This is a genomic window from Alcanivorax sp. (assembly GCF_019431375.1).
In the GTDB taxonomy this organism is placed as follows: Bacteria; Pseudomonadota; Gammaproteobacteria; order Pseudomonadales; family Alcanivoracaceae; genus Alcanivorax; species Alcanivorax jadensis_A.
Genome location: NZ_CP080267.1, coordinates 158061 through 184579, shown reverse-complemented (window position 1 = coordinate 184579; position 26519 = coordinate 158061). Strand labels below are relative to the sequence as shown.

Sequence of the window (26519 nt, the reverse complement as noted above, 5' to 3'; positions counted from 1 at the left end):
AACATTAACAGAAGATTAACATTGGTCAGAATTCGAGATCCGGTACCCAACGCCACGGACGGTTTCGATGAAAGAACCATCATCATTTAATTTGACTCGTATTCGCCGAATGTAGACATCAACAATATTTGTCATAGGATCTTCACTGTTTGACCAAACCCGCGACAATATCTTCTCTCTCGAAAGAACCTTTCCCTGGTTAGTCAAAAAGTATCTTAGAAGATCAAACTCCATTTGTGTCATCTTGACCACAATGTTGTTTTTCCACACCAGACGCTGGTCGACATCCATGACAACATCCCCCGACTTCAGCAAGTCTTCAGCATGCTGGGAAAACCGTCGGGAGAGCGCCTCTATCCGCGCAAGAAGCTCCTCAAAATCAAAGGGTTTGCCCAGGTAATCATCCGCTCCGGACCTTAACCCCAGAATTCTGTCTTCAGTATCATCCAGGGCTGTGAGCATCAAGACCTTGGTTTCCGGCTTTTTTTCCTTGATTTTAGTCAGAACATACATGCCATCTTTCTTGGGGAGCATACGGTCAAGGATAACCAGATCGTAGTCGCCAGAAAGGCATGTTTGCAGGGCTTTTTCCCCATCCGTAGCCACATCGCAAAAATATCCCTCGGCCTTGAGCCCCCGGAATAAAAAAGAAGCCAGCCTTTCTTCATCTTCTACGATAAGAATCTTCATACGTTCTCTTCACAAGGCAACTCAATCTCAATGAAGGTTCCTTTCCCCAAATCACTCTCAAGATTAATTTTCCCTTCATGGGCATCAATGATCGACTTTGCGACAGCCAGACCCAGGCCCACCCCCTTACTTCGGGATGAAGATCTTCCGCCTCGGTAAAAACGCTCAAAGACGAAAGGAATATCCCTGGGATCGATGCCAACGCCATCATCGGTAACACGAACAACCGCCTTGCTCTGTTGCTTCAAAACGGAAACCTTAACTGATGAGCCCCCACCCGAGTAAGAAAGGGCATTCTCTACCAGTATGATAAAAAGCTGCTTTATCCTGTCTGGGTCAATGACCGCGAAGACCGGCACCGGATAACTTGCCTCAAGAGAGACATCATTCTTGTCAGCCAGGGATCGCATATCACGGATAACTTCATCTGCCAAAGCCGTGAGATCAACATTGCGCTTGTCAATACGCATGGTGCCCGAGTCTGTACGTGCCACAAACAATAAATCATCAACCAGGTGTGACAGAGATATGGCCTGTTCATGGATACAGGTGAGTGCATCCTGATAATCCCTCAAATCCCTGTCTGCATGACGTAATGCCACTTGCGCTTCGCCCCTGATAATGGTCAGCGGCGTCCTGAGTTCATGGCTGATATCCGCAAGAAAGCTCCGTCTCACTGAGTCACTCTTGGCCAGTTCTGCGTTCACCGCCATCAACTCGGTCGTTCTTTGTGAGACTTTATACTCCAGTTCCAGACGAGCCTGATCCTCTGACAAATGCTGGATCTGTAATTTCTCGGTCATGACATTAAATAAAACCGCTATCTGGTCAAATTCTTTGTCGAAACCGCGAGGAACCCTGTATGAGAAATCTCCCTTGCCAATGGCATCTGCAGCATCACTGATTGCAGAAAGCGGTCGGGTAACGGAGTTCACCAGAACCCAGACACCCACCCCCATCAAAAAAACCGCGAGGAACCCCAGGCCAATCGAAACCCAGAATATGGTTACATTCATTGCATCAATACGGGCGTTGAATGCTTTGACCACGTTGGTTTGTCGAACGACTGCAGCATTAATGGAGTCCCTGAACTCAACATCGATCTTCTCTTCGAGAATAAACTTCATCTCATTTTCAATTTCACTCAGCGGTAACTTGGAGATACCTTCAAGTGAATAGATGATCGAATCGATGATTCTCTCAAGGTCATCTGTATCTTCTATGGTGCCCTGAGTATATTTTTCTCCAGCTGTTTCTCTTTGCTGGCGCTCCAGAACCTTGATTTTTCCCAAGGATTCGGAAACCAGCGCCCTTTTGTTTCTCACTTTTGCCTGATTTGCCTGGTCCCCAAAGAGAATCTCGTCGGTAAGCTGTTTGAAAAGACGATACGAGGTACTGGAGAGTTTGAGGTGCTCAGAAAGCAGAGAGTTCGCTATATTGATCTGCTGGATCTGCTTCGCGGTCACAAAGGATGACCAAACGATGGTAATCACCGCCAGCACGACGAGAATAATACTCAGAAAGGAAAAGGCAACTATTTTTCTTTTGTACACATCACTTCCCGAATATCACTCTCGCCAACCCGAGCGTGGCCTTATGCTGGAGGCGAATAACCCCGCAGCTCCATGTCTTTATGTCAGCAACGAAAGACGAGCTATGCCTGAAGACGATATTCCTTACCGCCAGGAAATAACAGCCCGGACAGCTGGCTGAACCTGAAAATAACCCGTTTAAAAAAAATCGAGCCCCTTAAGGGGCTCGACCTTAGAAAATACCCTGGATTAGGGCAAGACTACGTCAATAAACTTGTTAAGACATGCTTTAGAATGCCATCTGAGCTCGCAGAGCCACCTGGTTGGACTCATCGCCAGTAAGGGTATTGTCACCCATCACGTAGTTGAGCATGAACCGCATGGCCGGATTGAGGTAGTAATTCACACCTACACTGGTGGTTTTTGCTTCTAGGTCTTTCACATCCTTGTTTTCGATGTAGTCATAACGCGCGGTCAACTGGACAATGTTGTTCCCTTTGGCGGTAGTGAACACACCTTTACTGGACTTATAAGGCTTCATCTGACCAGTTAGAGTGTATGCGCCCTGGATGTAATAGGTCTGAACCTCTTCATCGCCACCGGTGGCATTACCAAAGTCTGCAATCGCATATTCTGCTTGTGCGAACACAGGGCCCGCTGAAATTGCTGCTTCAAGCCCTACAGTGTTCACTCTTTCGCCTTCCGTCGTCAGAGCGATTGTCTGGCTGGGACCTCGGCGACCTACATAGTCCGCCTCGGCTTCGAAAGCCGTAGTCATGCTGTTGGCATTTTCCACGGAGTAGGAAGCACCCATGTGCACTACCATGTTGTCTTGCATGATCGGTGCAAATGTCGCCCGGGCAGAACCGCCTAGACCCTCGTTACGGTTATCGCCAGCTGACTTGGTATTGAAACCCGCTACACCAAGGGTGTACTGGTCATCAGAGATCAAATAGCCAACACCTTGCTGGAACTGACGGCCGTTGTAGATACCCGTGGCGGAAGCGTAAGGACGCTCCATCATCAGGATATCGTTGGAGCTGGTGATTTCTTCCATGCTTCTGTAAGGCTTGAACTGACCAATAGTCAGTTTACCGGGACCGACTTTGGTGTAGATGTTCATGTCACGGAAACCGGTACCAGTGGTACCACTTTGACCGGCAAAGTCGTTTTCAAACACATAGCCCCAGTCGTAGAGCTTACCCTTCAGGGTGATACGCGCACGACGAAACTCAGAAGTGCTGGTCGAATCAGTGAGGTCATTGTCGAAAAAATACGCATCAAAATGAATACGCCCCCCCACAGACCCTTCAAAGTTTCCGTCAGCGGATACAATTTTCAGACCACCGCGCGTTTGCGCGTCGTCTGCAATCACTAATGCCGGGCTTGCAACAGCAGCTCCGACCAAAACTGCTAACATCTGCTTCTTCATTTGATTTTCCCTCAATCAGGCAATTCAGGCGTTTTAAACAGTACTGCTTATCCCTGCGCAAACAGGCTTTGTTACTGCTTGGTGACGTAGTATGGGGAGTTAGAGTGACGGAAAAGTTGCTCAAATGTGAAGTTTTTGTTTCAGAGGGAACTTTTGGGCAGAGAACACAGCAACGCGCTTTCTATCAAGCCGTTGTAACAGTAGGAGTTCCCTTCCAGGGGACGAACCGCGCGTTGCGCGGAAATCGTCGCAGGACGACGAGGAGTACCACGACTCGACAGGTTTATCAGCAGGCGATAGGCAAACGCTGCTACTTCTTTTCCTCGCCAAGGCTCGGATTCGCACCCCAAGCGGTGCTCCTACAGCGGCTCCGTAGACATCCTTTTTGCCTGCTGCCAGGCAGCTTCCAGGGCGTCGTCGTCGAGGGTGTCGAGCGGTTCTGGCTGGTCCTGCTCCATTTGCCGGAAGCGGCGTTCGAATTTGGCGGTGGCCTTGCGCAGGGCCTGTTCCGGGTCCAGCCTCAGGTGGCGGGACAGGTTCACCAGGGTGAACAGCACATCGCCGAATTCATCCTCAATGTCAGCTCGGTCGCCACTGGCCAGGGCCTCATCCAGTTCTGCCAGTTCATGGTCCACCTGGCGGCGTACCGGCGCCGTCTCCGGCCAGTCGAAGCCGACTTTGGCAGCTTTCTTCTGTACCTTGGCGGCCCGTTGCAGGGCTGGCAGGCCCGCGGGGACGCCATCCAGGGCGCTGTCGTGCTCCCTGCCCTTGGCGGCGCGTTCCTGTTGCTTGATGGCCTCCCAATTGACCTTCACGGCCTGCTCGTCGGCGGCATCCGACTCACCGAACACATGGGGATGGCGGCGCACCATCTTGTCGCACAGCACCTGAACCACGTTGTTGAAGTCGAACAGTCCCCGCTCCCGAGCGATCTGGGAATGGAACACCACCTGCAACAACAGATCCCCCAGCTCTTCCTTCAGCTCCGGGTAATCCCGCTGGGCAATGGCCTCCGCCACCTCGAAGGCTTCCTCGATGGTATAGGGGGCAATGGAGTCGAAATCCTGCTTCACATCCCAGGGGCAGCCGGTTTGCGGGTCGCGCAGTTGGGCCATGATGGAGAGGAGGGTTTCGGTGTTAGACATGCTTTCCTCTGTTGGTAGCGGCCGTGCTTGTGAAATTGCAGCGTAGAGTAGTTAACAGTGAATAGTGAACAGTTAACAGCGCGCGGGCTGTCGTTATTGTGTTTTCAAGCGATGAGGCCGCGCTCAAATACTGGGCGCGGCCTCGGCATTGCAAAACAGGAAATCCTGTCCCGCGAACTATTAACTATTCATTGTTAACTATTCACTATTTTTTATACCGCCGCACCTCAAGCACCCCCTTGAGCTGGTCCATCTTGGCCAGCACTTTGCCCAGGTTGCCGAGGGTGGCGATTTCCAGGGTTAGGAGCATGGTGGCGGTGTTGTCGTCCTGGTGGGACTGGGTGTGGACGGCGGTGACGTTGACCTTTTCGTTGGCCAGTACGGCGATCACGTCCTTGAGCAGGCCCTGGCGATCCCAGGCACGCAGGAAGACATCCACCGGGTAGGTGATGCGGTCCGCTTCGCCCCAGGTAACTTCGATGACCCGGTTGGGGTCGTCGCCCTGCATGGCCAGCAACTTTTCACAGTCGGCCCGGTGCACGGTGACGCCGCGGCCGTGGGTGATGAAGCCCATGACCGGGTCGCCGGGGACCGGCTGGCAGCAGCCGGCCATGTGGGTGAGCAGGTTGCCCACGCCCTGGATGGTCACATCGCCGGTTTTCGAGGCCTTGGGCTTGGACAGCACCAGGTCCAGCTCCCGCTGGCTGTCATCCGGTTGCAGGGACTGCACCTGGTTGACCACATGCCCGGGGCGCAGGTCGCCGGCGCCCAGAGCCGCCAGCACGTCATCGCCGGTTTTCAGGTTCAGGTGCGGGGCCAGGGTATCCAGGTCTACCTTGTCCAGGGCCAGGCGGGACATCTCCTTTTCGAGCATGGCCTTGCCCTGGGTGATGTGCACATCGCGATCCTGGCGTTTGAACCACTGGTGGATGCGCGCCCGCGCCGAGGAGGTGGCCACATAACCCAGTGACGGCGTCAACCAGTCGCGGCTGGGGCCGCCCTCCTTGGCAGTGAGGATGGTGACCTGCTCGCCGGTGTTGAGGGTGTAGTTCAGCGGCACGATGTGGCCATTGATCTTGGCCCCCCGGCAGCGGTGTCCCACTTCGGTATGGATATGGTAGGCAAAGTCCACCGGGGTGGCGCCGGCCTCCAGGTCCACCACGTGGCCATCCGGGGTGAACACATAGACCCGGTCGCTGACCAGGCCATGGCGCAGCTCGTCCACCATGGTGTCCGGGCTGTCCTCGCCCAGCTCCTCATGCCATTCGAGTACCTGGCGTAGCCAGGCAATCCGCTGTTCGTAGTCGCTGACACCGCTCTTGCCCTTCTTGGCGCCTTCCTTGTAACGCCAGTGGGCACAGACGCCCAACTCCGCCTCTTCGTGCATGGTGAAGGTACGGATCTGGACTTCCAGCATCTTGCGTTCCGGGCCCACCACCGCCGTGTGCAGGCTCTGGTAGCCGTTGGCCTTGGGGCTGGCGATATAGTCGTCGAATTCCTTGGGCACGTGTTGCCACAGGGAATGGACGATGCCCAGGGTGGCGTAGCAGTCGCGCAGCTCCGGCACCAGTACCCGCACGGCGCGCACGTCATAGACTTCGCCGAATTCCAGATGCTTTTTCTGCATCTTCCGCCAGATGCTGTAGATATGCTTGGCCCGGCCGTGGACTTCGGCGCCGTGGATGCCGTTTTTCTCCAGGTAGCCACGCAGTTGCTCCAGCACATTGTCGATGTACTGTTCCCGGTCCAGGCGTTTTTCATCCAGCAGCTTGGCGATCTTCTTGTAGGCGCCGGGTTGCAGATAGCGGAAGGACAGGTCCTCCAGCTCCCACTTGAGCTGCCCGACCCCGAGTCGATGGGCCAGGGGCGCATAGATATCGAAGATTTCCTGGGCCACCTTGCGCTGACGCTCGGGCTCGGATTCCTTCACGGCGCGGATGATCACGGTCCGCTCGGCCAGCTTCACCAGGGCCACGCGCACGTCGTCGACCATGGCCACCAGCATTTTGCGCATGTTGTCGAGCTGGCCGTCCTGCTGGCCGAGCACCGCCTTGCGGGTAGGGTTCAGGTTGGTACTGATGGCGGCCATGCGCAGCACGCCTTCGATCAGGCGGGCCACATCCGGGCCGAATTCTTTCTCCACTTCCGGCAGGGAGATCTGCCCTTCGCGCACGGAGCGGTAGAGAATGGCTGCGGGCAACACATCGGTATCGGCGCCCAGGTCCACCAGCACTTCGGCCATTTCCAGGCCGATATCCAGGCAGCCCTTGCCATAGGGCCAGTGGCGACCGGCCGCTTCCCCGGCCATCTGGCACTGTTCCGCCCGCTCACAGGCCTGCTCCAGTGCCTCGCCGTTGCGTACCGGGGCCCGGGTGTCCAGGTTTGCCAGCCAGTCACGCCAGTGACCGGTGCTGCCTTCTGTGGGACGGCGTACCGTTACCATGTGCTTTCCTTCTGGTTTAGGTGGCGAGCCAAGGCTGAAGCCACCCTCGTTGGCGCCTGAAGAGTCTGGCGTCAACGGCTCACATCATTTCTTTTCGAACACCGCGATGGATTCCACGTGGGTGGTGTGGGGGAACATGTCCATCACCCCCGCCGCTTTAAGACGGTATCCCAGGGCGGTGAGTTCCCCGGCATCGCGGGCCAGGGTGGCCGGGTTGCAGGACACATAGACGATCCGCTTTGCACCAAACCGGGGCATCAATTTCACCATCTCCAGCGCGCCGGTGCGCGGTGGGTCAATCAGGATACGATCATATTTGCGATTGGCCCAGCTCTGCCCGGCCACATCCTGACTCAGATCCCAGGCGTGGAATTCCAGGTTTTCCAGGCCATTGCGGCGGGCATTCTCGTAGCCGCGCTCCACCATGGCCTTGCTGACTTCCACCCCCACCACCTTGCCGGCCCGCTTTGCGGCCGGAATGGTGAAATTGCCCAGACCACAAAACAGGTCGAGCACGGTGTCATCGGGGGAGATGTCCAGCAAATCCAGTGCCAAGGGCACCATCTTGCGGTTGATCTCCGCATTCACCTGGGTGAAGTCCGTGGGGTGAAAGGCCAGCTCCACATCGGCGGAGGGGTGGCGGTAATAGAGCCGCTCCTCGTTCTCCGCCCCGGTGAGGGCCGGCCAGATGCGGTGCACGGTGCTTTCGTTGCCCGGTTGCAGGTACAGGTGCCAGCCCAGCGGCTGACAGAAATCCAGGAAGGCCTGCTGGTCTTCATCGGGCAGCGGGTCCAGATGGCGGATGATCAGCGCCACATCCTCATCGCCGGCGGCCAGTTCGATCTGCGGGATGCGGCTGCGACTCTTGAGGCCGTGCATCAGGGTACGCAGATCGGAGAGGCGATGGCCCACGGACGGAATCAGCACTTCGCACTGCTGCAGCTGGGCGATGAAGCTGTTGCGCTTTTCCCGGAAGCCCACCAGGGTTTCGTCCTTGGCTTCCACATATTTCACGCCCATGCGGGCCTTGCTGCGATAGCCGGTGACCGGGCCGCTGAGTGGCGGCAGCCATTCCTTCGGCGCCAGACCCCCAAAGTGCTGGAGCTGCTCACGCAGTACCGCTTCCTTGCGGGCGATCTGCACGTCCGGGTTCATGTGTTGCAGGCTGCAGCCCCCGCACAGGGTGCTGTGCTGGCAAGGGGGCTCCACCCGATCCGGGGAGGCGCGCACGATCTCCACCGCCTTGCCCTCGTCGAACTTACGGCGCATGTAGGTGAACTTGAACATCACCTCTTCGCCGGGCAGAGCGTTGTCGATAAAGGTGGTCTTGCCATCACGACGGGCAATGCCGCGGCCGTCGTGGCTGAGCGATTCAATGCTGGCGGGCTCCGGGGTTTCCGGTAACTGCTTGCGTTTTCGGGCCATGAGATCTCAATCGGTAAAGCGGTAATCAAAACGGTAGGAGCTATGTTTGCATGGCGAAGGCTCCTGATCGGGCGTTCGCCATGCAAACATAGCTCCTACAACGGAGGGCTAATCAGCCTTTTTGCCAGGCTTCCAGGAAGCCGAGGAAGTGCGGATGGCCTTCGGCTTTCAGGTAGTCCTGCAGCAGGGTCAATTCCTGTTCGTAGCCGGTGGGGTCCAGCTCGCCGCGCATCAGCTGGAAGCGCAGGTAGACCAGCCAGGTGTTGAGCACATCGGTCTCGCAGTAATCACGAATACCCTTGAGGTTGCCTTCCTGGAAGGCGTCGAACACCTTGCCGCCGCTCATGCCCATCTTGCCGGGGAAGCCCAGCAAGGTGGCGATCTGGTCCAGCGGGGCGTTGGCCCGGGCGTTGAACAGGGCCAGCTGGTCCATCAGGTCCAGGTGGCGCTGGTGGTAACGGCTCAGATAATTGTTCCATTTGAAGCTGGAGTCTTCGTTACCGGTTTCCCAGTAACGGCGGGCCTGCACACCATGCTTGAGGGCACGGTAATGCAGCACCGGCAGATCGAAGCCACCACCGTTCCAGCTCACCAGATTCGGGGTAAAGCGGTCGATACCGTCGTAGAAGCGCTCGATCAGCTCTTTCTCACTACTGTCCTCGTCCCCCAGGGACCAGACCTTGACGCCCTGGGTGGAGCGCAGCACCACAGAGATGGCAACGATACGATGCAGGTGCAGGCGCAGGAATTCGGTGCCGTTTTCCTGGCGGCGCAGATTCAACAGGGCACTGGCGGTGTCCTTGTCACTGAGGCCATCCAGATCGTAAATGCGGCGTCCGCCGTCCAGATCGGGGATGGTTTCGATGTCGAATACCAGTACGTTCATTCAGCTCTCCGCTGTTCATGCTTCCCGATTGAGGGAAGCTCTGTGGGAAGCGATGCTCGCATCGGGAAAGATGTGCGGCAGAGGCCTTCTTCACGATGCAAGCATCGTTTCCCACAAAAAATTCATGCCTCGGGCAGCTTCAGGCTCCCTGAAACACCCCGGTGGACAGGTAACGGTCGCCACGGTCGCAGATGATGGCCACGATCACGGCGTTTTCCAATTCTTCGCTCAGACGCAGGGCGCCGGCTACGGCACCGCCGGAGGAGACACCACAGCTGATACCCTCTTCCCGGGCCAGCCGGCGCATGGTGTGCTCGGCCAGGGCCTGATCCATGTCGATGACCCGGTCCACCCGGGAATCATCGTAGATGGACGGCAAGTACTCCTTCGGCCAGCGACGGATGCCGGGAATGGAAGAGCCTTCGGTGGGTTGCAGACCGATGATCTGGATATCCGGGTTCTGCTCCTTCAGGAACATGCTGCAACCCATGATGGTGCCGGTAGTACCCATGGAACTGACAAAATGGGTAACGCCACCGTGGGTATCGCGCCAGATTTCCGGGCCGGTGCTTTCGTAATGGGCCATGGGATTGTCCGGGTTGGCGAACTGGTCCAGCACCCTGCCCTCACCCCGGGCCTGCATGGCCTGGGCCAGATCGCGGGCGCCTTCCATGCCTTCTTCCTTGCTGACGGAAATCAGCTCAGCGCCATAGGCGGCCATGGCATCGCGGCGTTCCTGGCTCTGGTTGGCGGGCATGATCAACTTCATGCGGTAGCCGCGCATGGCAGCGGCCATGGCCAGGGCGATGCCGGTGTTACCGCTGGTAGCTTCAATCAGCGTATCACCGGGTTTGATCTCGCCTCGTGCCTCGGCCTTCATGATCATGTTCAGGGCCGGGCGATCTTTCACCGAGCCTGCCGGATTGTTGCCTTCCAGCTTCACCAGAATGGTATTGGTGGTGTCGCCCGGCATCCGCTGCAGGCGAACCAGGGGCGTATTGCCCACGGTCTGTTCGATGGTTTTATGGTTCATGGCGCGCATTGTACCCGAAAGCGGGTCGCGGGCGAGATGCCGTTGATGCCCTTCCCACGGTAGTAGGAACTCCCCGCTGTCCGCGGGGAGAGTCGCTTTGCGCGCCGGACACGAAAGCAAAATGGCCGGGTTCGTGGCAGTGACCGGCATCTCGGGCATAATGGGCGAAAACAACAGCAAGAACGGGGATTCATGGTCAACCAAAGCCTTCGCTCACGCCTGATGTTCATGGCCATTCTGCCCGCCCTGATGGCGGCACTGGTGGTGGGCGGCTATTCGCTGGTGAATCGGCTGGTGGATGTGCGCGATACCAATGCCCAACGCCAGCAACTGGTGACCGACAGCTTTGCCGCCCGCCTGGAAAGCACCGCCGCCACCGATACCGCTCGCCAGCAACGGCTGCTGCGACAGTTGCTGGAAGCCCAGGATGTACGTGCCGCCACCCTGGATTTCATCGGTGAGCGCCCTACCCTGCACGCCGGGCCAAGGCTACGCCCGGCGACCGGCATTAATCAGAAAGATGGGCGGCAGCGGCTGGTTACCGATACCAGCTGGCAACTGACCCGGGATATCAACCCCGGGGAGCCGGCCAGACTGACCGTGGAATTTACCCGTCAGGGGGAATACGTCTCCACCCTGGAGGGGCTGATTACCCTGATTCTGGTGATGGTGGGTCTGATGCTGCTGGCCATGGTGCCGGCACTGCGTTTTTCCCGACAGCTGACCAGTCCTATCGGAGAAATGGTGGATGCCGTGCGGCGAATTCGCGATGGCGACCTGAGCATGGCCATTCACACCCAGGCAAAAGGGGAGCTGGCAGAGCTGGAAACTGCCCTGCGTCAGATGGTGTCGGCTCTGGCGGATGCCCAGACCGAATTGCAGCAGAACGTGGATCAGGCCACCCAGGACCTGCGTGAAACCCTGGAAACCATCGAGATCCAGAATATCGAACTGGATATGGCCCGCAAGGAGGCGCTCAAGGCCAGCCAGATCAAGTCGGAATTCCTGGCCAACATGAGCCATGAGATCCGCACTCCGCTCAATGGCATCATCGGCTTCACCAAGCTGCTGGAGAAGTCCTCCATGAGTCCCCGCCAGCAGGATTATCTGGGCACCATTCACAAGAGTGCCGATTCGCTGCTGGCGATCATCAATGACATCCTGGATTTCTCCAAGATCGAGGCGGGCAAGCTGTCCCTGGAGCACACCCCGCTGAACCTGCACGACTTGATCGAGGACGTGCAGACCCTGCTCGCCCCCATGGCCCAGGAGCGGGGCCTGGAGCAGGCTGCCATCATCTACTCCGATGTACCGGTGAACCTGCTCGGCGACCCGCTGCGTATTCGCCAGGTGCTCACCAACCTGCTCAGTAATGCTATCAAATTCACCGAGCAGGGCTCGGTGGTGGTACGTGCCATGCTGGAGGAAGACCGGGGTGCGGAGGCCATCATCAAGCTGACGGTGACTGACACCGGCAACGGCCTGAGCCCGGAAGCCCAGAAGAACCTGTTCAGCGCCTTTACCCAGGCAGACCAGAGCGCCCGTCGCCAGGAAGGCGGCACCGGCCTGGGGCTGGCGATCAGCAAACGCCTGGTGGAAGGCATGGGCGGCGAGATCGGTATCGACAGCAGTGAAGGCCAGGGCTCCACTTTCTGGTTCACCCTGCGTGCAGAGCGGGACCCGAAACAGCGCCCGTCCCCCCATCTCGAGCACTTCCGGGGCCGCACTGTCACCTTGGTGGAGACCGATGAATATGGCCGGCTGGGGCTGTATCACATGCTCAGCCACTGGCAGATGCGCATCAACGAATACCACAATATGGATGACCTGATGGCCGCCCTGGACCGGGGGGAGCTGGTCAACAGTGATTTCCTCATCGTGGGCCTGCCTGCCCACCCGGACAAGGAGGCCATGCAGCCGGTGCTGGATAACCTGGCGGCCCTGGGCCAACCCATGCTCGCCCTGAGCAACAACCCGGAGAGCGTATGCCGCTGGCTGGAACACTACCCCCACTGCCAGGTGCAAGGTAAACCGGCCACCCGCCAGCGCCTGTTCAATGCGCTGCTGGCACTCAGCGGCGAACTGGATAGCAGTGCACTCGATGCGGACGCAGAGCAACGGCTGGCCTACCCGGTATCAGTAATGGTGGTGGACGATCATCCCGGCAACCTGAAACTGGCCCGGGTATTTCTGGAAGAGCTAGGCGCCATTGTCACCGCCTGCGACAGTGGGCAACAGGCCTTGGAGGCTTTCGGGGATCAGGAATTCGATCTGGTATTCATGGATATCCAGATGCCAGGTATGGATGGCAAGACCACCACTGCAAGAATGCGTGAGCTGGAATCCCCGGGCTGCCATACACCCATCGTTGCTCTGACCGCCCACGCCCTGGAAAGCGAACGCCGGGATCTGCTCGACAGTGGCCTGGATGATTACCTGAGCAAGCCGATTACCGAAGGGCAGCTTCGCCATACCCTGGAACAATGGGTAATGGAAAAGCCACCGCAGAAGCCTCCCGAATTTGGCGAAGAGAGCGCGCCGGCCAACGACAAAGTCTTCGACCCGGACCTGGCCCGTCGCCGCGCCGGTGGCCGACAACCGCTGGCGGATGAAATGCTTAAAATGCTGTTGGAAAGCCTGACGGAGGACCGCCCCGCCATCTCTTCTGCCTACGACAGTGCGGATCAGGACACCCTGCTGGAACGTGTCCACAAACTTCACGGCGCCACTCGCTACTGCGGGACCCCACGCCTGGAAAACGCCGCCAAAACCCTGGAAGAAGCGCTGAAAACCGGCACCAACCGGGAAGCTCTGGCGCCAATGGTCTCGGCGTTGTGTGATGAGATCTGTGCGCTGGAACAGCTGTGGCAGGATCAGGGGGAGGAAGCTTCCAGCTTCTAGCTGCGGCGCGGGCTCGGCCGTGCAGGCTCGAAGTGCGTTGCCCTCGTTTTCAGGAGCGTCGCTCGCAGCGCGGTTCGCCATGGTGCAGATCCCCCATGGAGGCAAGCATGGTTATTCGCTTCGCTCACCCTTCGGGCCGCACGGAACTACGTGCGTTACTCCGCTGCGCTCCGTTCCTACAGCGGCTTCGTAGAAATGACGAAGTCCCGGGAACTTTCCAGGCCTCCCCTTTCCAATCGAGCGTAGCTCGTAGCTCGTAGCTCGTAGCTCGTAGCTCGTAGCTCGTAGCTCGTAGCTCGTAGCTCGTAGCTCGTAGCTCGTAGCTCGTAGCTCGTAGCTCGTAGCTCGTAGCTCGTAGCTCGTAGCTCGTAGCTCGTAGCTCGTAGCTCGTAGCTCGTAGCTAGCCGCCAGCTACCGCCACCCCATCGATCAGCTCCCGCATGCTGCGTACCGCTTCATCCAGGCCGGAAATCACCGCACGGGCGATGATGCTGTGGCCGATGTTCAGTTCGTTGATACCAGGGATGGCGGCGATGGGCAGGGTGTTGTGGTAATGCAGACCATGACCCGCGTTGACCACCAACCCCTGCTCCAGCGCATAGGCAACGCCATCGCGGATTTTCGCCAGTTCCTGTTGTTCGCTGGCTGGGTCCGCTGCATCGGCGTAGTGACCGGTATGAATCTCGATGGTGGGCGCACCGCATTCCCGGGCGGCACGGATCTGGGCCGGGTCCGCATCAATAAACAGGGACACATCGATACCCGCCTGCGCCAAACGCTGACAACACTGGGCGATCCACGCCTGGTTACCGACCACGTCCAGCCCGCCTTCGGTGGTCAGTTCCTCGCGCTTTTCCGGCACCAGGCAGCAATGGGCTGGCTGGATGCGGCAGGCGATAGCGACCATTTCCTCGGTAGCGGCCATTTCCAGGTTCATGCGGGTCTGCAGGGTCTGCGCCAGTAATTCCACATCGCGGTCGTTGATGTGGCGACGGTCCTCACGCAAATGCACGGTAATACCATCCGCCCCCGCCTGCTCCGCCACCAGCGCCGCCTGAACCGGCTCGGGATAACGGGTGCCACGAGCCTGGCGCAGGGTGGCAATGTGGTCGATGTTAACGCCGAGCAATACTCTGGACATAATACTCACCTTAAACGGATTCTTTGCGGGGCGGTTTATTCTAGCTTCTAGCTTCTAGCTTCTAGCTTCTAGCTTCTAGCTTCTAGCTTCTAGCTTTCAGGATGGTGCCACGCATGAATCGGAACACAATGTTTGTTTCTCTAGTAGCTAGCAGCTCGAAGCTAGACACTGCTTTTCACTTCTCCCGAAACAGCTCGCGGCTTTTCAGGGGTTTGTCGCCCAGATGCGGGGCCAGTAGAGCCCGGCACAGGTGCAGGGCGGTTTTGCGGGTTGCCGGTTGCCAGTCGCCGTTGACGATGGCCAGCAAGTCGTTACCGTGATAACCCTCACCGGCGGGCAACAGGCCCTGCTGCGGGTCCAGCAGGTAGTAGCCGTCAGGGCGTAATGCCTCGCCGTGAATATCGTACCCCAGGGCAATGCCGTAGCCCATTTCCTCCAGCAAGCCCAACTCGAACTGGCGCAGAGCCACATCCAGCCACTGCCCTTCCATGAGGGCATTGAGGGTCTGTTCGTAGAGTGGCCAGAGCTCCGGATGGGGATCGTCCCGATGCAGTAACCGGGTGAGCAATTCGTTAAGGTAAAAACCGCAATACAGGGCTTTACCCTGCAAAGGCGGGCCGCGGGGCTCACAGCCGCGAAAGCTGTAAAGCTCGCCGGCGCTTTTCAGTTCGATCCACAGAGGGGTGAACGGGGCCAGCAACGGCTCCTTGCGACCACCCCGCACCACCGCCCCCACACGGCCCAGCGTGGGCAGAAACAGCTCCACGATCAGGCTGGTGTTACGGAAAGGCCGGCGGTGTAGCAGCCAGGCGGGTTGCAAGGTGGGGTTCACGGGGACAGCTCCTAGCTCCTAGCTTCTAGCTTCTAGCTTCTAGCTTCTAGCTTTCAGAATGGTGCCTCGCCTAAAGCCGAACAAAGTGTTTTTTTAGGGAGCCTCTGAATAACTCCTTGCGTACTCAGCGTGGCCTGAAGGGTGCAGCTGTTGTGTTTTGTCGCGACGGGCAGGGTGGTTCCCTTTCCTAGCGACAAAGCGCAGCAGATGGGCCCTTCAGGCCGCGCCCTCCGGGTCTTCCAGGCTGGCCCGCACTCGTTGTTGCGCTTTTTCGATGGATGGACATACACCTTCAAAAGCGCGCCTAGATTGCGAGCCAGCCTGAAAGACTGAGCATGCAAGGAGTTATTCAGAGGCTCCCTAGCAGCTCGTCGCTAGAGGCTCGCCGCTTAATTCCGTTCGTCATAGCCAAGCGAACGCAGCGCCCGGGCATCGTCAGACCAGCCGGCCTTGATCTTCACCCACAGATTGAGCATCACCTTGCGCTCGATGAGACGTTCGATATCTTCCCGAGCCTGGGTGCCAATCTGCTTGATGCGGTCGCCACCGTCACCGATGAGGATCTTTTTCTGGCCACGGCGTTCCACCAGGATGGCGGCGGAGATTTCGGTGATGCGGGGGCCGTCTTCCCACATTTCCACTTCCACGCTGACTTGGTGGGGAAGCTCCTGGCCTAATTGACGAACCACCTTCTCGCGGATGATTTCTGCTGCCATGAAGCGCAGGCTGCGGTCGGTGAGCTGATCTTCGTCGTACCAGAATTCCCCTTCCGGCAAGCGTTCTACCAGAGCCTTTTCCAGCTCTTCCAGATTCTGTTCCTTGAGTGCAGATACCGGTACTACCGCATCGAAAGGATAACGCTCGCTGAGCGCTTCGATGTGCGGCAGTAACTGGGCCTTGTCTTCCAGGCTGTCCACCTTGTTGATGATCAGCAACACCGGCATTTCCGGGTGCTGTGGCAACAGTGACAGCACATGCTCATCGGCCGGGGTCCACTTGAGGCCATCCACCATCATGCAGACCACGTCCACACCACTGAGGGTCGATACCGCCGCCTCATTCATGGCCCGATTGAGCGCCCGCTCCTGACCGGTATGAATGCCGGGAGTATCGGCAAAGATGATCTGATAGTTGTCACGGGTATGAATGCCGTGAATACGGTGCCGGGTGGTTTGCGGTTTCCGGGAGGTAATGCTGACCTTTTGCCCGATCAAGTGATTCATCAATGTGGATTTGCCCACATTGGGACGGCCAACGATGGAGACCATGCCACACCGGGTCGGTTTTTCGTCAGTCATACTGCTGCTCCAGCCAGCTCAGAACAGTGGCCGCGACCTGTTGTTCGGCCTTGCGGCGACTGGCTCCCTGGGCCTTGAAGGTTTGTTGCATCTGCTCCAGCTCACAGGTCACTTCGAAGGTCTGCTTGGGGGCAAGGCCTTCCACCTGGGTGACCTGATAGGTGGGCAATTCGAATTTGCGGGCCTGCAGCCATTCCTGCAGACGGGTTTTGGCGTCTTTCTGGGCACTTTGCGGGGTGATGATCTGCAGCCGTTCATCGAACCAGTTCAGCACCACCTCCCGGCATGGCGACTCGCCGCCATCCAGCAGGATGGCACCGATAATGGCTTCCAGGGAATCGGCCAGAATGGAATCGCGACGGAACCCGCCGCTTTTCAGTTCCCCGCCGCCCAGCACCAGGTAATCCCCCAGCCCCAGCTCTCGGGCCACCAGGGCCAGGGTCTGGCCGCGCACCAAGGACGCCCGCATGCGGGTGAGCTGCCCTTCTGCTGCATCGGGAAAGCGCTCGAAAAGGGCCACGGAAATAATCTGCCCGAGCTGGGCATCCCCGAGAAATTCCAGGCGCTCGTAGTTGCGATGGCGACTGACACTGCGATGAGTCAGTGCCAGCGCCAACAGGTCAATATCATTGAAGCGATAGCCCAGGCGGGCCATCAATCGGTCAAGATCGTTATTCACTGGCGAACGTCTTTGCTGAACTCGTCCTTAAAGGTCATCACGATGCTGACGTTGTAGAACATGGGTTCACGGACCTCGTAATCCGTACTGACTGTAAGAACCCCGCCTTCCTTGGTGACTCCAAGATCGTATGCGCTGATCACGTTGACCTGATTGATGGTGAAACGTTTGTTCAATGCCTCACGCACCTCACGGGGCGACATCAATGCGGTCTTGCTGTCCTGCAGCAGCGACTTGATCGACGAAGAGACAGTGTTGTATTCCATGTAGGCTGGCACCATGCGCAGTGCAGCCGTGCCTAGCACAACCGCAACCAGCAGCATCACCGCCCAACCGATCAGAGAGATCCCACGTTGCTGTGAGGGCCTTGTCATCATTGTTAGTTTGCCTCCACCTTGTCTATGGCGCCATTACGAGAAAAACTGGGTATTGAGAAGATCGGCTTCCAGTGCATCCAGATAAGGAACGCCTCTCCCACTACCAGCTCTTCCGGACTATACCCCAGAATCGACTGTCGTTACTGTTATCCCGGTTGTCGCCCATCACAAAGTAGGCACCTTCCGGCACTTGCCATTCACCCTGAGTGCGGCTCTGCGGGACCTTACGGCCGGTGAAGGGGTTGATCTTGCCTTCCTGCCAGATCAGGTGACGGCTGTCACCGAGTTGCTCCACATACTCGCGCCGCCAGGCTCCGGAGCCTTCCCACTCCCGGGCCAGCTCACGCTTGATCTCCTCGCCATTCACGGTGACCACGTTGTCTTTTACCTGCACGGTGTCACCGGGGAGGCCAACCACCCGCTTGATGAAGTTCTGGCTGCGGTTCTCCGGAAACTTGAAAACCATGACATCGCCCCTTTGGGGCTCACCGGTCTCAACGATCTTGGTGTTGGTTACCGGCAGACGCAGGCCATAGGCGAATTTGTTCACCAGAATGAAGTCGTTTACCTGCAGGGTCGGCAGCATGGAACCGGACGGGATGGTAAACGGCTCAATGATGAAGGAGCGGATCACCAGTACCACAAAGAAGACGGAAATCAGGGAGTTGGAGGTTTCCACCGCCCCTTCCACACGCCCGCCCTTCTGTTTGAGCTTGAAGACCTTGTCGATCAACCACACCGCCACGGTGACCGCCAGGGCCAGGGTCAGCCAGAAGCCGATATCAATATCCATCTCTAATCATCCACCTTCAGTACCGCAAGGAACGCTTCCTGGGGGATTTCCACATTGCCCACCTGTTTCATGCGTTTCTTGCCTTCTTTCTGTTTCTGCAGCAGCTTTTTCTTGCGCGATACGTCGCCGCCGTAGCACTTGGCGGTCACGTTCTTGCGCAACGCCTTGACGGTCTGACGGGCAATGATCTTGCTGCCAATAGCAGCCTGAATGGCCACATCGAACATCTGCCGCGGCACCAGTTCCTTCATCTTCTCGCACAGGGCCCGGCCCCGGTAGGCGGACTGGTCCAGGTGACAGATCATGGCCAGGGCATCCACCTTGTCGCCATTGATCAGTACATCCACCCGCACCAACTTGGTGGCTTCGAAGCGCTCGAAGGCATAATCCATGGAGGCAAAACCCCGGCTCACGGATTTGATCCGGTCGAAGAAATCCAGCACCACTTCGGCCATGGGGATGTCGTAGGTCAGAGCCACCTGCTTGCCCAGGTACTGCATATTGATCTGCGAGCCACGGCGCTCCACGCACAGGGTGATCACATTACCCACAAACTCCTGGGGCACCAGGATATTGACGCGGGCGATGGGCTCGCGGAATTCCTCGATCTTGTTGCCTTCCGGCAGCTTTGAGGGGTTGTCCACGTAGAGCACGCTTTCATCGGACAGGACAATTTCATAGACCACCGTGGGCGCGGTGGTGATCAGATCCAGGTCGTATTCACGCTCCAGGCGCTCCTGGATGATCTCCATGTGCAGCATGCCCAGGAAACCCACCCGGAAGCCGAAGCCCAGGGCGTCGGAGGTTTCCGGCTCGTAGAACAACGAGGCATCGTTGAGGGTCAGCTTGGCCAGGGCATCACGGAAGTCTTCGTAATCATCGGCACTGACCGGGAACATGCCCGCATACACCTGCGGCTTCACTTTCTTGAAGCCCGGCAGTGCCGGCACATCCGGCGTTTTGGCCAGGGTCAGGGTATCGCCCACCGGCGCACCATGAATGTCCTTGATGCTGCCGCTCACCCAGCCCACTTCCCCGGCTTCCAGGTGTTTTGTCTCGGTACGTTTCGGGGTGAAGATGCCCAGCTGATCCACCACATGGGTCTGGCCAGTGGATTTCACCAGAATCTTGTCGCCCTTCTTCAGGCGGCCATGCTTCATTCGCACCAGGGAAATCACGCCCAGGTAGTTGTCGAACCAGGAGTCGATGATCAGCGCCTGCATATCCCCTTCCCGCTCCCCTTCCGGGGCGGGAATACGCTCCACCAGCTGCTCCAGCAGGTCATCCACGCCAACCCCGGTCTTGGCGGACACCCGGCAGGCATCGTGGGCATCCAGACCGATGATCTCTTCGATTTCGTTGATCACCATCTCCGGCTCGGCCTGGGGCAAGTCGATCTTGTTGAGCACCGGCAGCACTTCCAGATCCTGCTCAATGGCCGTGTAGCAGTTGGCCACGGACTGGGCTTCCACGCCCTGGGCCGCATCCACCACCAGTAGGGCCCCTTCACAGGCGGACAGGGAGCGCGACACCTCGTAGGAGAAATCCACGTGCCCCGGGGTATCAATGAAATTCAGCTGGTAGGTTTCCCCATCCCGGGCCTTGTAGTAGAGCGTCACGCTCTGGGCCTTGATGGTAATGCCCCGCTCTCTTTCCAGCTCCATGGAGTCCAGCACCTGCTCCTTCAGCTCGCGCTGGGTCAGGCCACCGCAGACCTGGATAAAGCGGTCCGCCAGGGTGGATTTGCCATGGTCGATGTGGGCGATGATGGAGAAGTTGCGAATATTCTTGATATCAGTCATAGGGCCTGTTGCACAAAAGGGTGTTGCCGGGAAAACGGCACGCAGTGGGGCGCGATTCTAGCCTGAACGCGAGGGGGTTGCACGGGAGTTGGCCATCCTGTGTCCGACAGGGCATGAGGACGGCTTGCATGAGAACCGGATAAAGGTCCAATTCGCCATGCAAGCCGGAAAGCTGTGAACCCTCAGGGCAGCTTGATGGGCAGGAAACGGGGGTTGCCATCCCGATTGATCAGGGCGGCCACGGTCCCGCTCTCAGGCAGGCCCGCCACCACCTCACTGAAGGATTCCGGGTCATTCACCGGTTTATTGTTCAGCGTCACCAGGATATCCCCGCTGGCAATGCCTGCCTTCGCGGCCGGTCCATCACCCACCTCGGTGACGATCACCCCGGCTTTCAGATCCAGGCGACTCAGCTCGGCGGCACTGGCGGCACGCACTTTGAGCCCCAGGGCATTGGCGCCATCCGGTGCGGCCTGGCCAGCAGAGCCACGCAGGGCCATCTCCGGGTCATCCGGCAGCAGGCCAATGGTCACGTCCAGTTCCTTTTCCTCACCATCACGAATCACCACCATGGAGACATCCGTTTCCGGTGTCACCCGACCGACCCAGCGAGGCAGTTCGGAGGAACGATAGATGGCTTCGCCGTTAAACGAGACAATGATGTCACCAGCCTGAACACCGGCCGCCTCTGCAGGAGAACCTTCCAGCACCTGGGAGACCAGCGCCCCTTTCGGCTGATCCAGCCCAAAGGATTCCGCCAGGTCCCGATCCACTTCCTGGATCAGCACACCCAGCCAGCCACGGCTGACCTTGCCGTGTTCCTTAATCTGGCTCACCACATCCATGGCCATATCAATGGGAATGGCAAAACTCACCCCCATGTAGCCACCGGAGCGGCTGAATATCTGGGAATTGATGCCCACCACTTCCCCGCTCAGGTTGAACAGCGGGCCACCGCTGTTGCCCGGGTTGATGGCCACATCGGTCTGGATAAAGGGCACATAGCTGTCATTGGGCAGGCTGCGGCCCTTGGCGCTGACAATACCGGCAGTCACGCTGCTGTCGAAGCCGAAAGGCGCACCGATGGCCAGCACCCACTCACCGACCTTCAGATCCTCGGAGGAGCCGATGTTGGCCACCGGCAGGTCTTCGCCATCCAGCTTCAGCAGGGCCAGATCACTCTGCTCGTCGGCACCGACCAGCTCGGCCTTCAGCTCGCGGCGGTCCTGCAGACGCACGATGATTTCGTCCGCCTCAGCCACCACGTGGTTGTTGGTCAGTACATAGCCGTCGGCGGAAATGATGAAACCGGACCCCAGTGAACGGGCTTCTCGTTCCTGCGGCATGGAGGGCACGCCGTCTTCACCACCAAACTGTTCAAAAAAGCGACGAAAGAATTCCGGGAGCTGACCCAGCTGGTCACGGACGGACTCTTCGCTCTGACGGGTAATGGTGCTGATATTCACTACTGCCGGGCCCTCTTTCTCCACCAGGCGGGTGAAATCCGGCAGCCCGGTCACCAGCGGTTCGGCCCGCTCCCGGGAGGTTTTGCCATCCGGCTCGGCACAGGCCACCAGCAGGCCGGTGAAAATCACCAGACACAGTGTCGCCACTCGCTGAAATCCGCTCATTGGGCTCTCCTTTTATTTTGCAGGCTGAACTACCACCGCTTGGCAACCGTCGTCCCCGGATGCCACCAGATACGGCTGATAGGCCCGATTATGACTGGCACTTCGGCTCAGTACACGGTTGATCACAAAACCCAGCACCAGGCCGCCCATTCCAAACAGGGCTGACGCATCAAACGCCGTTACCGGCAGCAAGGTTCCCAGCACCGATCCAGCGACCAGCAATGCCAGGGGCAAGCCATAGACCCACAAGGCGCCACGCATGAGGGCGCCTTCCGGCAGTGCCAGTTGCACGGTATCACCAACCTGATGAATCTCACGGGAAGAAACAGGAACACGCAGGTGGGCACGCTGCCCGCTCTGCTGTTGATTGACGAGATGATGGCCGCAACCGGCCTTGGCCTTGCAGGCACCACAGGTGGAAGCTCGCACCGTCTCCACCCAGATAGCGCCAGCTTCCACCGCCACTACTGTGCCCTGCTCAAGCAGCATTACGGCTGACTTTCCCGGACGCTGATGCCATCGATCACCCGCAGCGCGGTACTCTGCGGCACTTCGCCGACCAGAGTCACCAGATAGACGCCACTGGGGGCGGCGAGGCGACGGCTTACCGCCACCGTGGGGCCAACCCGGCTGACGCCCTCTTCCACGCTGTTCTCACCGATGGCTTCCACGAATACTGTAAAGGCCGCCAGTCCATCACTGAAACCACGGGCAGCTACCGGCACGCGATCGGTTGCCGCCTGCCGCCAGTCCTGTTCCATGGCGCGGAAACCGGCTGGCAGCCACTCCGGAGTAACCGCCAGCTTCAGGGAGGGGTGAGACTCGGCCACCGGCGCCAACGCTTTTTCGTGACGGGCTTCCGGCACCGCAAAATGATCCAGACTCAGCGGCGGAGACAAGGTGAGAGTGACAAACTCCACTCGCTCCAACGCCACACCACTGCCATCCACCACTTCGGATTTCAGCAGCAAGCGAGATTCCTGATCCAGCCACAGGCGATACCCGTAGCGGTGGGTATCCAGCGGCGCCACTCGCATGCGTGTGGCATTGCGCCCGGCTACCCGGCCATCGCCGTCAACAAGGATGTTGTACTGTTCCGGCAGGTCACTGGCCAATCGATCGCCCAGGGCCAGAGGACCGACCTGTTTGCTACTGAGACGAGTAAGACTGCGGTCTGGATGAAGGCAAAGTACCTCGTCACCACGACGGATAACTTCCACCAGACGACCATCCAGATGAGTCAGACGCTGGTATTGTCGACCCTCGATCACCGCATGGCTGACTTCCATGGTGCTGACTTCAGCACCGAACTGGTAGAGAAAGCGGCCGGTATAATTCAGGGAACGATTGGCCTCGGCCATGGCCTGAAGCTGGTCGTGCGCTGGCGAATCATCCGCCAGCGCCACCAGGGGCGTGCAAAGAGACAGGGAAAGGGCGAGTGCGCGCAGCATCATCCGTTAGCGGGCTCCACTGCGGGCGTCCATGCTGACCAGGCGAGCAAAAGGCATCATCCCCTGACCACTGTTACGGGCAGCAAACTCACTGTGCCGCAGCAACATGTCGTTGCCACGGGGCTGAACCTGGGCGGCCGGTGTCGCCACCGCATTGCCACCATTGAAGGAGCGGGACACCAGGGAGGCCTCCGCAAACGGGCGGCTCATGCGAGAATCCTGGGCCGCTACCATCGCTGGCGCGGCACCGGAAGACTGGGTCCCCTCCCAGCTCTGCCAACCCACTACCGTCGCGGCTGCCACGGAAGCGGCCACTGCCAGTCGGCTCACACTGCCCAACCAGGCCGGACGACGCGACGACGCCTGTTCGGCCGCCAGGGCCGCAGACAGACTGGCGTTGAAACCCGCCGGTACGCTCATGGATGGCTGGTTGTGCATCACATCCCGGGCCAGCTGCCAACGGGACAACGCATCCAGGTCGGCATTGTCGATATCACGCATTACCCGACGGGTTTCCAGCTCGCTGGTTTCCCCGTCAAGGAAGGCGGACAGTGTTTCCAGGTCCCTGCTCATACACTCACCCTTTGTCGCCACGCTGGGAGCCCAGAAGTGGGCGTACAGCGTTATCAATTGCTTCCCTGGCCCGGAAAATGCGGGAACGAACAGTTCCCACCGGGCATTCCATTACCGCCGCGATGTCCTCATAGCTGAGGCCCTCGAATTCCCGCAGGGTAACGGCAGTTTTCAGTTCGTGGGGCAGTTCATCAATGGATCGATGAATCACTGCTTCCAATTCCTGTGACAACACGAGGGACTCCGGGGTTCCAATCTCGTGCAGCATTTCTGCCCCGGCATACTGTTCGGCCTCGGCCGCATCCAGGTCAGAGCCCGGCGGCCGCCGACCGGCGGCCACCAGATGATTCTTGGCGGTATTCACGGCAATACGATAAAGCCAGGTGTAAAAAGCACTGTCACCCCGGAAACGGGGCAAGGCACGCCAGGCTTTGAGAAAGGCTTCCTGGGCCACGTCCTGCACTTCATCCGAGTCACGCACATAACGGCTTATCAGGGCGAAAATACGCTGCTGATATTTGCGCACCAGCACTTCAAAGGCACGCTGATCGCCGGTTTTGGCTTTCTTGACCAACTCTTCGTCTGACACCGATCCCCCGGATCTTTCGCGAAACGCGGATACATGGCAATGGTTGAATTTTCAACCAATTAAAGCAGGCCATTGTAGCAGGTGTGAGGGTCGCGGCTATACTATAGGGCCGCTTTGCCACCCTTTTCACATTGCTTGAACATTTGTTCTGGCGCTAACAACCCGTGCGGGGCCTACCCACACGGGTCCAAGGATTGTTCATGGCCACCTTCCGACACGATGTACTCATCATTGGTTCCGGAGCAGCGGGATTAACGACTGCCCTGCGCCTGCCCGATGATTGCCGGATCGCCCTGTTATCCAAAGGCGAGCTGACCAGCGCCAGCACCTACTACGCTCAGGGCGGTGTCGCCGCAGTGCTGGATCAGGAGGATTCCCTTGAAAGCCATGTGGCCGATACACACGTGGCCGGGGGCGGCCTGTGCCATGATGATGCGGTGCGTTACACCGTCGAAAACGGCCCCGATGCCATCCGTTGGCTGATCGATCTGGGGGTAGATTTCACCCGCCTTGCCGGCAACAACGAGGGCTCACTCCCCTATCACCTGACCCGCGAAGGCGGCCACAGCCATCGGCGCATCATTCACGCCGCCGACGCCACCGGCAAGGCCATCTCCGGCACCCTGATCGGCCAGGTACGCAACCGTCCCAACGTCACCCGCTTTGAATACCGGGTGGCGGTAGACCTGATTCTGCAGGAGCACAACGGCGAAAAACGCTGCTGCGGCGCCTATGTGCACAATATCGAGACCGGCGAAACCGATGTAATCCTGGCCCGCGCCGTGGTGCTGGCCACCGGCGGCGCCTCCAAGGTGTACCTGTACACCTCCAACCCGGACGTAGCCACCGGCGACGGCATCGCCATGGCCTGGCGGGCCGGCTGCCGTGTGGCCAACATGGAGTTCATGCAGTTCCACCCGACGTGCCTGTACCACCCCAAGGCCAAGAGCTTTCTGGTCACCGAGGCGATTCGCGGCGAAGGCGGCCACCTGCTGCTGCCCAACGGCGAGCGCTTCATGCACCGCTTTGACGAACGCGGCGAACTGGCCCCCCGGGATGTGGTGGCCCGGGCCATCGACCATGAGATGAAACGTCTTGGCGCCGACTGCCTGTATCTGGACATCAGCCACAAGCCGGCGGATTTCATCATCGAGCACTTCCCCACCGTCTACGCCAAGTGCCTGCAACTGGGCCTGGATATCACCCGCGACCCCATGCCGGTGGTGCCCGCCGCCCACTACACCTGCGGCGGCGTGATGATCAACGAAAATGGCCAGACCGACGTGCCCGGCCTCTACGCCATCGGCGAAACCAGCTTCACCGGCCTGCACGGCGCCAACCGTATGGCCAGCAACTCCCTGCTGGAGTGCCTGGTCTACGGCAAAGCCTCCGCCGAACACATCGGCGCCACCCTGGCCGAAGTACCCCAACCCCGCGAGCACAAGGAATGGGACGAATCCCAGGTCACTGACTCCGACGAAGACGTGGTGATCAGCCACAACTGGGACGAGCTACGCCGTTTCATGTGGGATTACGTGGGCATCGTGCGCACAGAAAAACGCCTGGAGCGGGCCCTGCACCGTGCTGAGCTGCTGAAGAACGAAATTGCCGAGTATTACAGCAACTATCACATCAGCAACGACCTGCTGGAGTTGCGCAACCTGGTGGTCATCGCCGAGCTCATCATCCGCTCCGCCATGCAACGCAAGGAAAGCCGCGGGCTGCATTTCATGCGCGATTATCCGGGCACCAATGATGAGGTGGTGGATACGGTGCTCACACCAGACACAATGAATAATTAATAGTTAATAATTAATAACGTCGCGAACTGGCCCTTTCTGTTCTGAAGCCAAGAGGCCGCGCCCA

Annotated in this window: 22 protein-coding genes; 2 read left to right on the top strand and 20 right to left on the bottom strand. The window is 58.7% G+C overall.

Annotated features, from left to right (window positions below; all coding sequences use genetic code 11):
* Positions 1-15: 15 nt before the first annotated feature.
* The 8 genes from KZ772_RS00835 to cysM all read right to left on the bottom strand — a co-directional run bounded on the left by KZ772_RS00835 (position 16) and on the right by cysM (position 10586).
* Complete coding sequence (locus tag KZ772_RS00835; RefSeq protein WP_290538026.1) at positions 16-690, bottom strand: response regulator transcription factor; 675 nt, start codon at positions 688-690, stop codon at positions 16-18.
* Positions 687-2243: a HAMP domain-containing sensor histidine kinase gene (locus KZ772_RS00830; RefSeq protein WP_290538025.1), complete on the bottom strand. Its 1557-nt coding sequence runs from the start codon at positions 2241-2243 to the stop codon at positions 687-689. Before KZ772_RS00830 ends, KZ772_RS00835 begins: the two co-directional genes overlap by 4 nt.
* A 268-nt stretch (positions 2244-2511) precedes the next feature.
* Positions 2512-3654: a porin gene (locus tag KZ772_RS00825; protein WP_290538024.1), complete on the bottom strand. Its 1143-nt coding sequence runs from the start codon at positions 3652-3654 to the stop codon at positions 2512-2514.
* Between the two features lie 359 nt (positions 3655-4013).
* Positions 4014-4799: a nucleoside triphosphate pyrophosphohydrolase gene (gene mazG, locus KZ772_RS00820; RefSeq protein WP_290538023.1), complete on the bottom strand. Its 786-nt coding sequence runs from the start codon at positions 4797-4799 to the stop codon at positions 4014-4016.
* Positions 4800-5004: 205 nt separating this feature from the next.
* Positions 5005-7242 carry a GTP diphosphokinase gene (relA, locus tag KZ772_RS00815; protein WP_290538022.1) on the bottom strand — a complete coding sequence of 746 codons (2238 nt, stop codon included), beginning with the start codon at positions 7240-7242 and terminating at the stop codon, positions 5005-5007.
* Positions 7243-7326: 84 nt separating this feature from the next.
* Positions 7327-8667 carry a 23S rRNA (uracil(1939)-C(5))-methyltransferase RlmD gene (gene rlmD / locus KZ772_RS00810; RefSeq protein ID WP_062816409.1) on the bottom strand — a complete coding sequence of 447 codons (1341 nt, stop codon included), beginning with the start codon at positions 8665-8667 and terminating at the stop codon, positions 7327-7329.
* A gap of 112 nt (positions 8668-8779) precedes the next feature.
* Positions 8780-9553 (bottom strand): 3'-5' exonuclease, encoded by a 774-nt coding sequence (locus KZ772_RS00805; RefSeq protein WP_290538021.1) that lies wholly within the window; start codon positions 9551-9553, stop codon positions 8780-8782.
* Between the two features lie 139 nt (positions 9554-9692).
* Positions 9693-10586: a cysteine synthase CysM gene (gene cysM, locus KZ772_RS00800; RefSeq protein ID WP_290538020.1), complete on the bottom strand. Its 894-nt coding sequence runs from the start codon at positions 10584-10586 to the stop codon at positions 9693-9695.
* Between the two features lie 192 nt (positions 10587-10778).
* Here cysM and KZ772_RS00795 point away from each other — a divergent pair, with 192 nt between their 5' ends.
* Positions 10779-13487 (top strand): ATP-binding protein, encoded by a 2709-nt coding sequence (locus KZ772_RS00795; protein ID WP_290538019.1) that lies wholly within the window; start codon positions 10779-10781, stop codon positions 13485-13487.
* A gap of 400 nt (positions 13488-13887) precedes the next feature.
* Here KZ772_RS00795 and pdxJ read toward each other — a convergent pair whose 3' ends face one another.
* The 12 genes from pdxJ to rpoE all read right to left on the bottom strand — a co-directional run bounded on the left by pdxJ (position 13888) and on the right by rpoE (position 24653).
* Positions 13888-14628 (bottom strand): pyridoxine 5'-phosphate synthase, encoded by a 741-nt coding sequence (pdxJ, locus tag KZ772_RS00790; RefSeq protein WP_290538018.1) that lies wholly within the window; start codon positions 14626-14628, stop codon positions 13888-13890.
* Positions 14629-14803: 175 nt separating this feature from the next.
* Complete coding sequence (recO, locus tag KZ772_RS00785; RefSeq protein WP_290538017.1) at positions 14804-15460, bottom strand: DNA repair protein RecO; 657 nt, start codon at positions 15458-15460, stop codon at positions 14804-14806.
* 389 nt (positions 15461-15849) lie between these two features.
* Entirely contained in the window at positions 15850-16758 is a 909-nt protein-coding gene (era, locus tag KZ772_RS00780) for a GTPase Era (protein ID WP_290510178.1), read from the bottom strand.
* Entirely contained in the window at positions 16751-17437 is a 687-nt protein-coding gene (rnc, locus tag KZ772_RS00775) for a ribonuclease III (RefSeq protein ID WP_290538016.1), read from the bottom strand. Before rnc ends, era begins: the two co-directional genes overlap by 8 nt.
* Positions 17434-17814: a DUF4845 domain-containing protein gene (locus KZ772_RS00770; RefSeq protein ID WP_290538015.1), complete on the bottom strand. Its 381-nt coding sequence runs from the start codon at positions 17812-17814 to the stop codon at positions 17434-17436. Before KZ772_RS00770 ends, rnc begins: the two co-directional genes overlap by 4 nt.
* 100 nt (positions 17815-17914) lie before the next feature.
* Positions 17915-18607, bottom strand: a complete 693-nt coding sequence (lepB, locus tag KZ772_RS00765) for a signal peptidase I (RefSeq protein WP_365870612.1) — start codon at positions 18605-18607, stop codon at positions 17915-17917.
* Between the two features lie 2 nt (positions 18608-18609).
* Positions 18610-20409, bottom strand: a complete 1800-nt coding sequence (gene lepA, locus KZ772_RS00760; RefSeq protein WP_290538014.1) for a translation elongation factor 4 — start codon at positions 20407-20409, stop codon at positions 18610-18612.
* A 182-nt stretch (positions 20410-20591) separates the two neighbouring features.
* Positions 20592-22040, bottom strand: coding sequence for a DegQ family serine endoprotease (locus tag KZ772_RS00755; protein ID WP_290538013.1), 1449 nt, complete (start codon positions 22038-22040; stop codon positions 20592-20594).
* A 12-nt stretch (positions 22041-22052) separates the two neighbouring features.
* A complete protein-coding gene (locus KZ772_RS00750; protein ID WP_290510174.1) occupies positions 22053-22529 on the bottom strand; it encodes a SoxR reducing system RseC family protein in 477 nt (158 codons plus the stop codon).
* Positions 22529-23494: a MucB/RseB C-terminal domain-containing protein gene (locus KZ772_RS00745; protein WP_290538012.1), complete on the bottom strand. Its 966-nt coding sequence runs from the start codon at positions 23492-23494 to the stop codon at positions 22529-22531. Before KZ772_RS00745 ends, KZ772_RS00750 begins: the two co-directional genes overlap by 1 nt.
* Before the next feature lie 3 nt (positions 23495-23497).
* A complete protein-coding gene (locus tag KZ772_RS00740; RefSeq protein WP_290538011.1) occupies positions 23498-24064 on the bottom strand; it encodes a sigma-E factor negative regulatory protein in 567 nt (188 codons plus the stop codon).
* Between the two features lie 4 nt (positions 24065-24068).
* Complete coding sequence (gene rpoE / locus KZ772_RS00735; protein ID WP_290538010.1) at positions 24069-24653, bottom strand: RNA polymerase sigma factor RpoE; 585 nt, start codon at positions 24651-24653, stop codon at positions 24069-24071.
* Between the two features lie 200 nt (positions 24654-24853).
* Between rpoE and nadB the strand changes: the two genes are divergently transcribed.
* A complete protein-coding gene (gene nadB / locus KZ772_RS00730; RefSeq protein ID WP_290538009.1) occupies positions 24854-26455 on the top strand; it encodes an L-aspartate oxidase in 1602 nt (533 codons plus the stop codon).
* Positions 26456-26519 lie beyond the last annotated feature (64 nt).

What these genes read in the sequence shown, in the direction of transcription:
- lepA (WP_290538014.1), bottom strand. Translation starts at nt 20,409, where the DNA reads ATGACTGATATCAAGAATATTCGCAACTTCTCCATCATCGCCCACATC.
- relA (WP_290538022.1), bottom strand. Translation starts at nt 7,242, where the DNA reads ATGGTAACGGTACGCCGTCCCACAGAAGGCAGCACCGGTCACTGGCGT.
- KZ772_RS00805 (WP_290538021.1), bottom strand. Translation starts at nt 9,553, where the DNA reads ATGAACGTACTGGTATTCGACATCGAAACCATCCCCGATCTGGACGGC.
- KZ772_RS00740 (WP_290538011.1), bottom strand. Translation starts at nt 24,064, where the DNA reads ATGAGCAGGGACCTGGAAACACTGTCCGCCTTCCTTGACGGGGAAACC.
- KZ772_RS00835 (WP_290538026.1), bottom strand. Translation starts at nt 690, where the DNA reads ATGAAGATTCTTATCGTAGAAGATGAAGAAAGGCTGGCTTCTTTTTTA.
- KZ772_RS00755 (WP_290538013.1), bottom strand. Translation starts at nt 22,040, where the DNA reads ATGAGCGGATTTCAGCGAGTGGCGACACTGTGTCTGGTGATTTTCACC.
- lepB (WP_365870612.1), bottom strand. Translation starts at nt 18,607, where the DNA reads ATGGATATTGATATCGGCTTCTGGCTGACCCTGGCCCTGGCGGTCACC.
- pdxJ (WP_290538018.1), bottom strand. Translation starts at nt 14,628, where the DNA reads ATGTCCAGAGTATTGCTCGGCGTTAACATCGACCACATTGCCACCCTG.
- KZ772_RS00795 (WP_290538019.1), top strand. Translation starts at nt 10,779, where the DNA reads ATGGTCAACCAAAGCCTTCGCTCACGCCTGATGTTCATGGCCATTCTG.
- KZ772_RS00745 (WP_290538012.1), bottom strand. Translation starts at nt 23,494, where the DNA reads ATGATGCTGCGCGCACTCGCCCTTTCCCTGTCTCTTTGCACGCCCCTG.
- mazG (WP_290538023.1), bottom strand. Translation starts at nt 4,799, where the DNA reads ATGTCTAACACCGAAACCCTCCTCTCCATCATGGCCCAACTGCGCGAC.
- KZ772_RS00770 (WP_290538015.1), bottom strand. Translation starts at nt 17,814, where the DNA reads ATGATGACAAGGCCCTCACAGCAACGTGGGATCTCTCTGATCGGTTGG.
- KZ772_RS00750 (WP_290510174.1), bottom strand. Translation starts at nt 22,529, where the DNA reads ATGCTGCTTGAGCAGGGCACAGTAGTGGCGGTGGAAGCTGGCGCTATC.
- KZ772_RS00825 (WP_290538024.1), bottom strand. Translation starts at nt 3,654, where the DNA reads ATGAAGAAGCAGATGTTAGCAGTTTTGGTCGGAGCTGCTGTTGCAAGC.
- cysM (WP_290538020.1), bottom strand. Translation starts at nt 10,586, where the DNA reads ATGAACCATAAAACCATCGAACAGACCGTGGGCAATACGCCCCTGGTT.
- rlmD (WP_062816409.1), bottom strand. Translation starts at nt 8,667, where the DNA reads ATGGCCCGAAAACGCAAGCAGTTACCGGAAACCCCGGAGCCCGCCAGC.
- era (WP_290510178.1), bottom strand. Translation starts at nt 16,758, where the DNA reads ATGACTGACGAAAAACCGACCCGGTGTGGCATGGTCTCCATCGTTGGC.
- nadB (WP_290538009.1), top strand. Translation starts at nt 24,854, where the DNA reads ATGGCCACCTTCCGACACGATGTACTCATCATTGGTTCCGGAGCAGCG.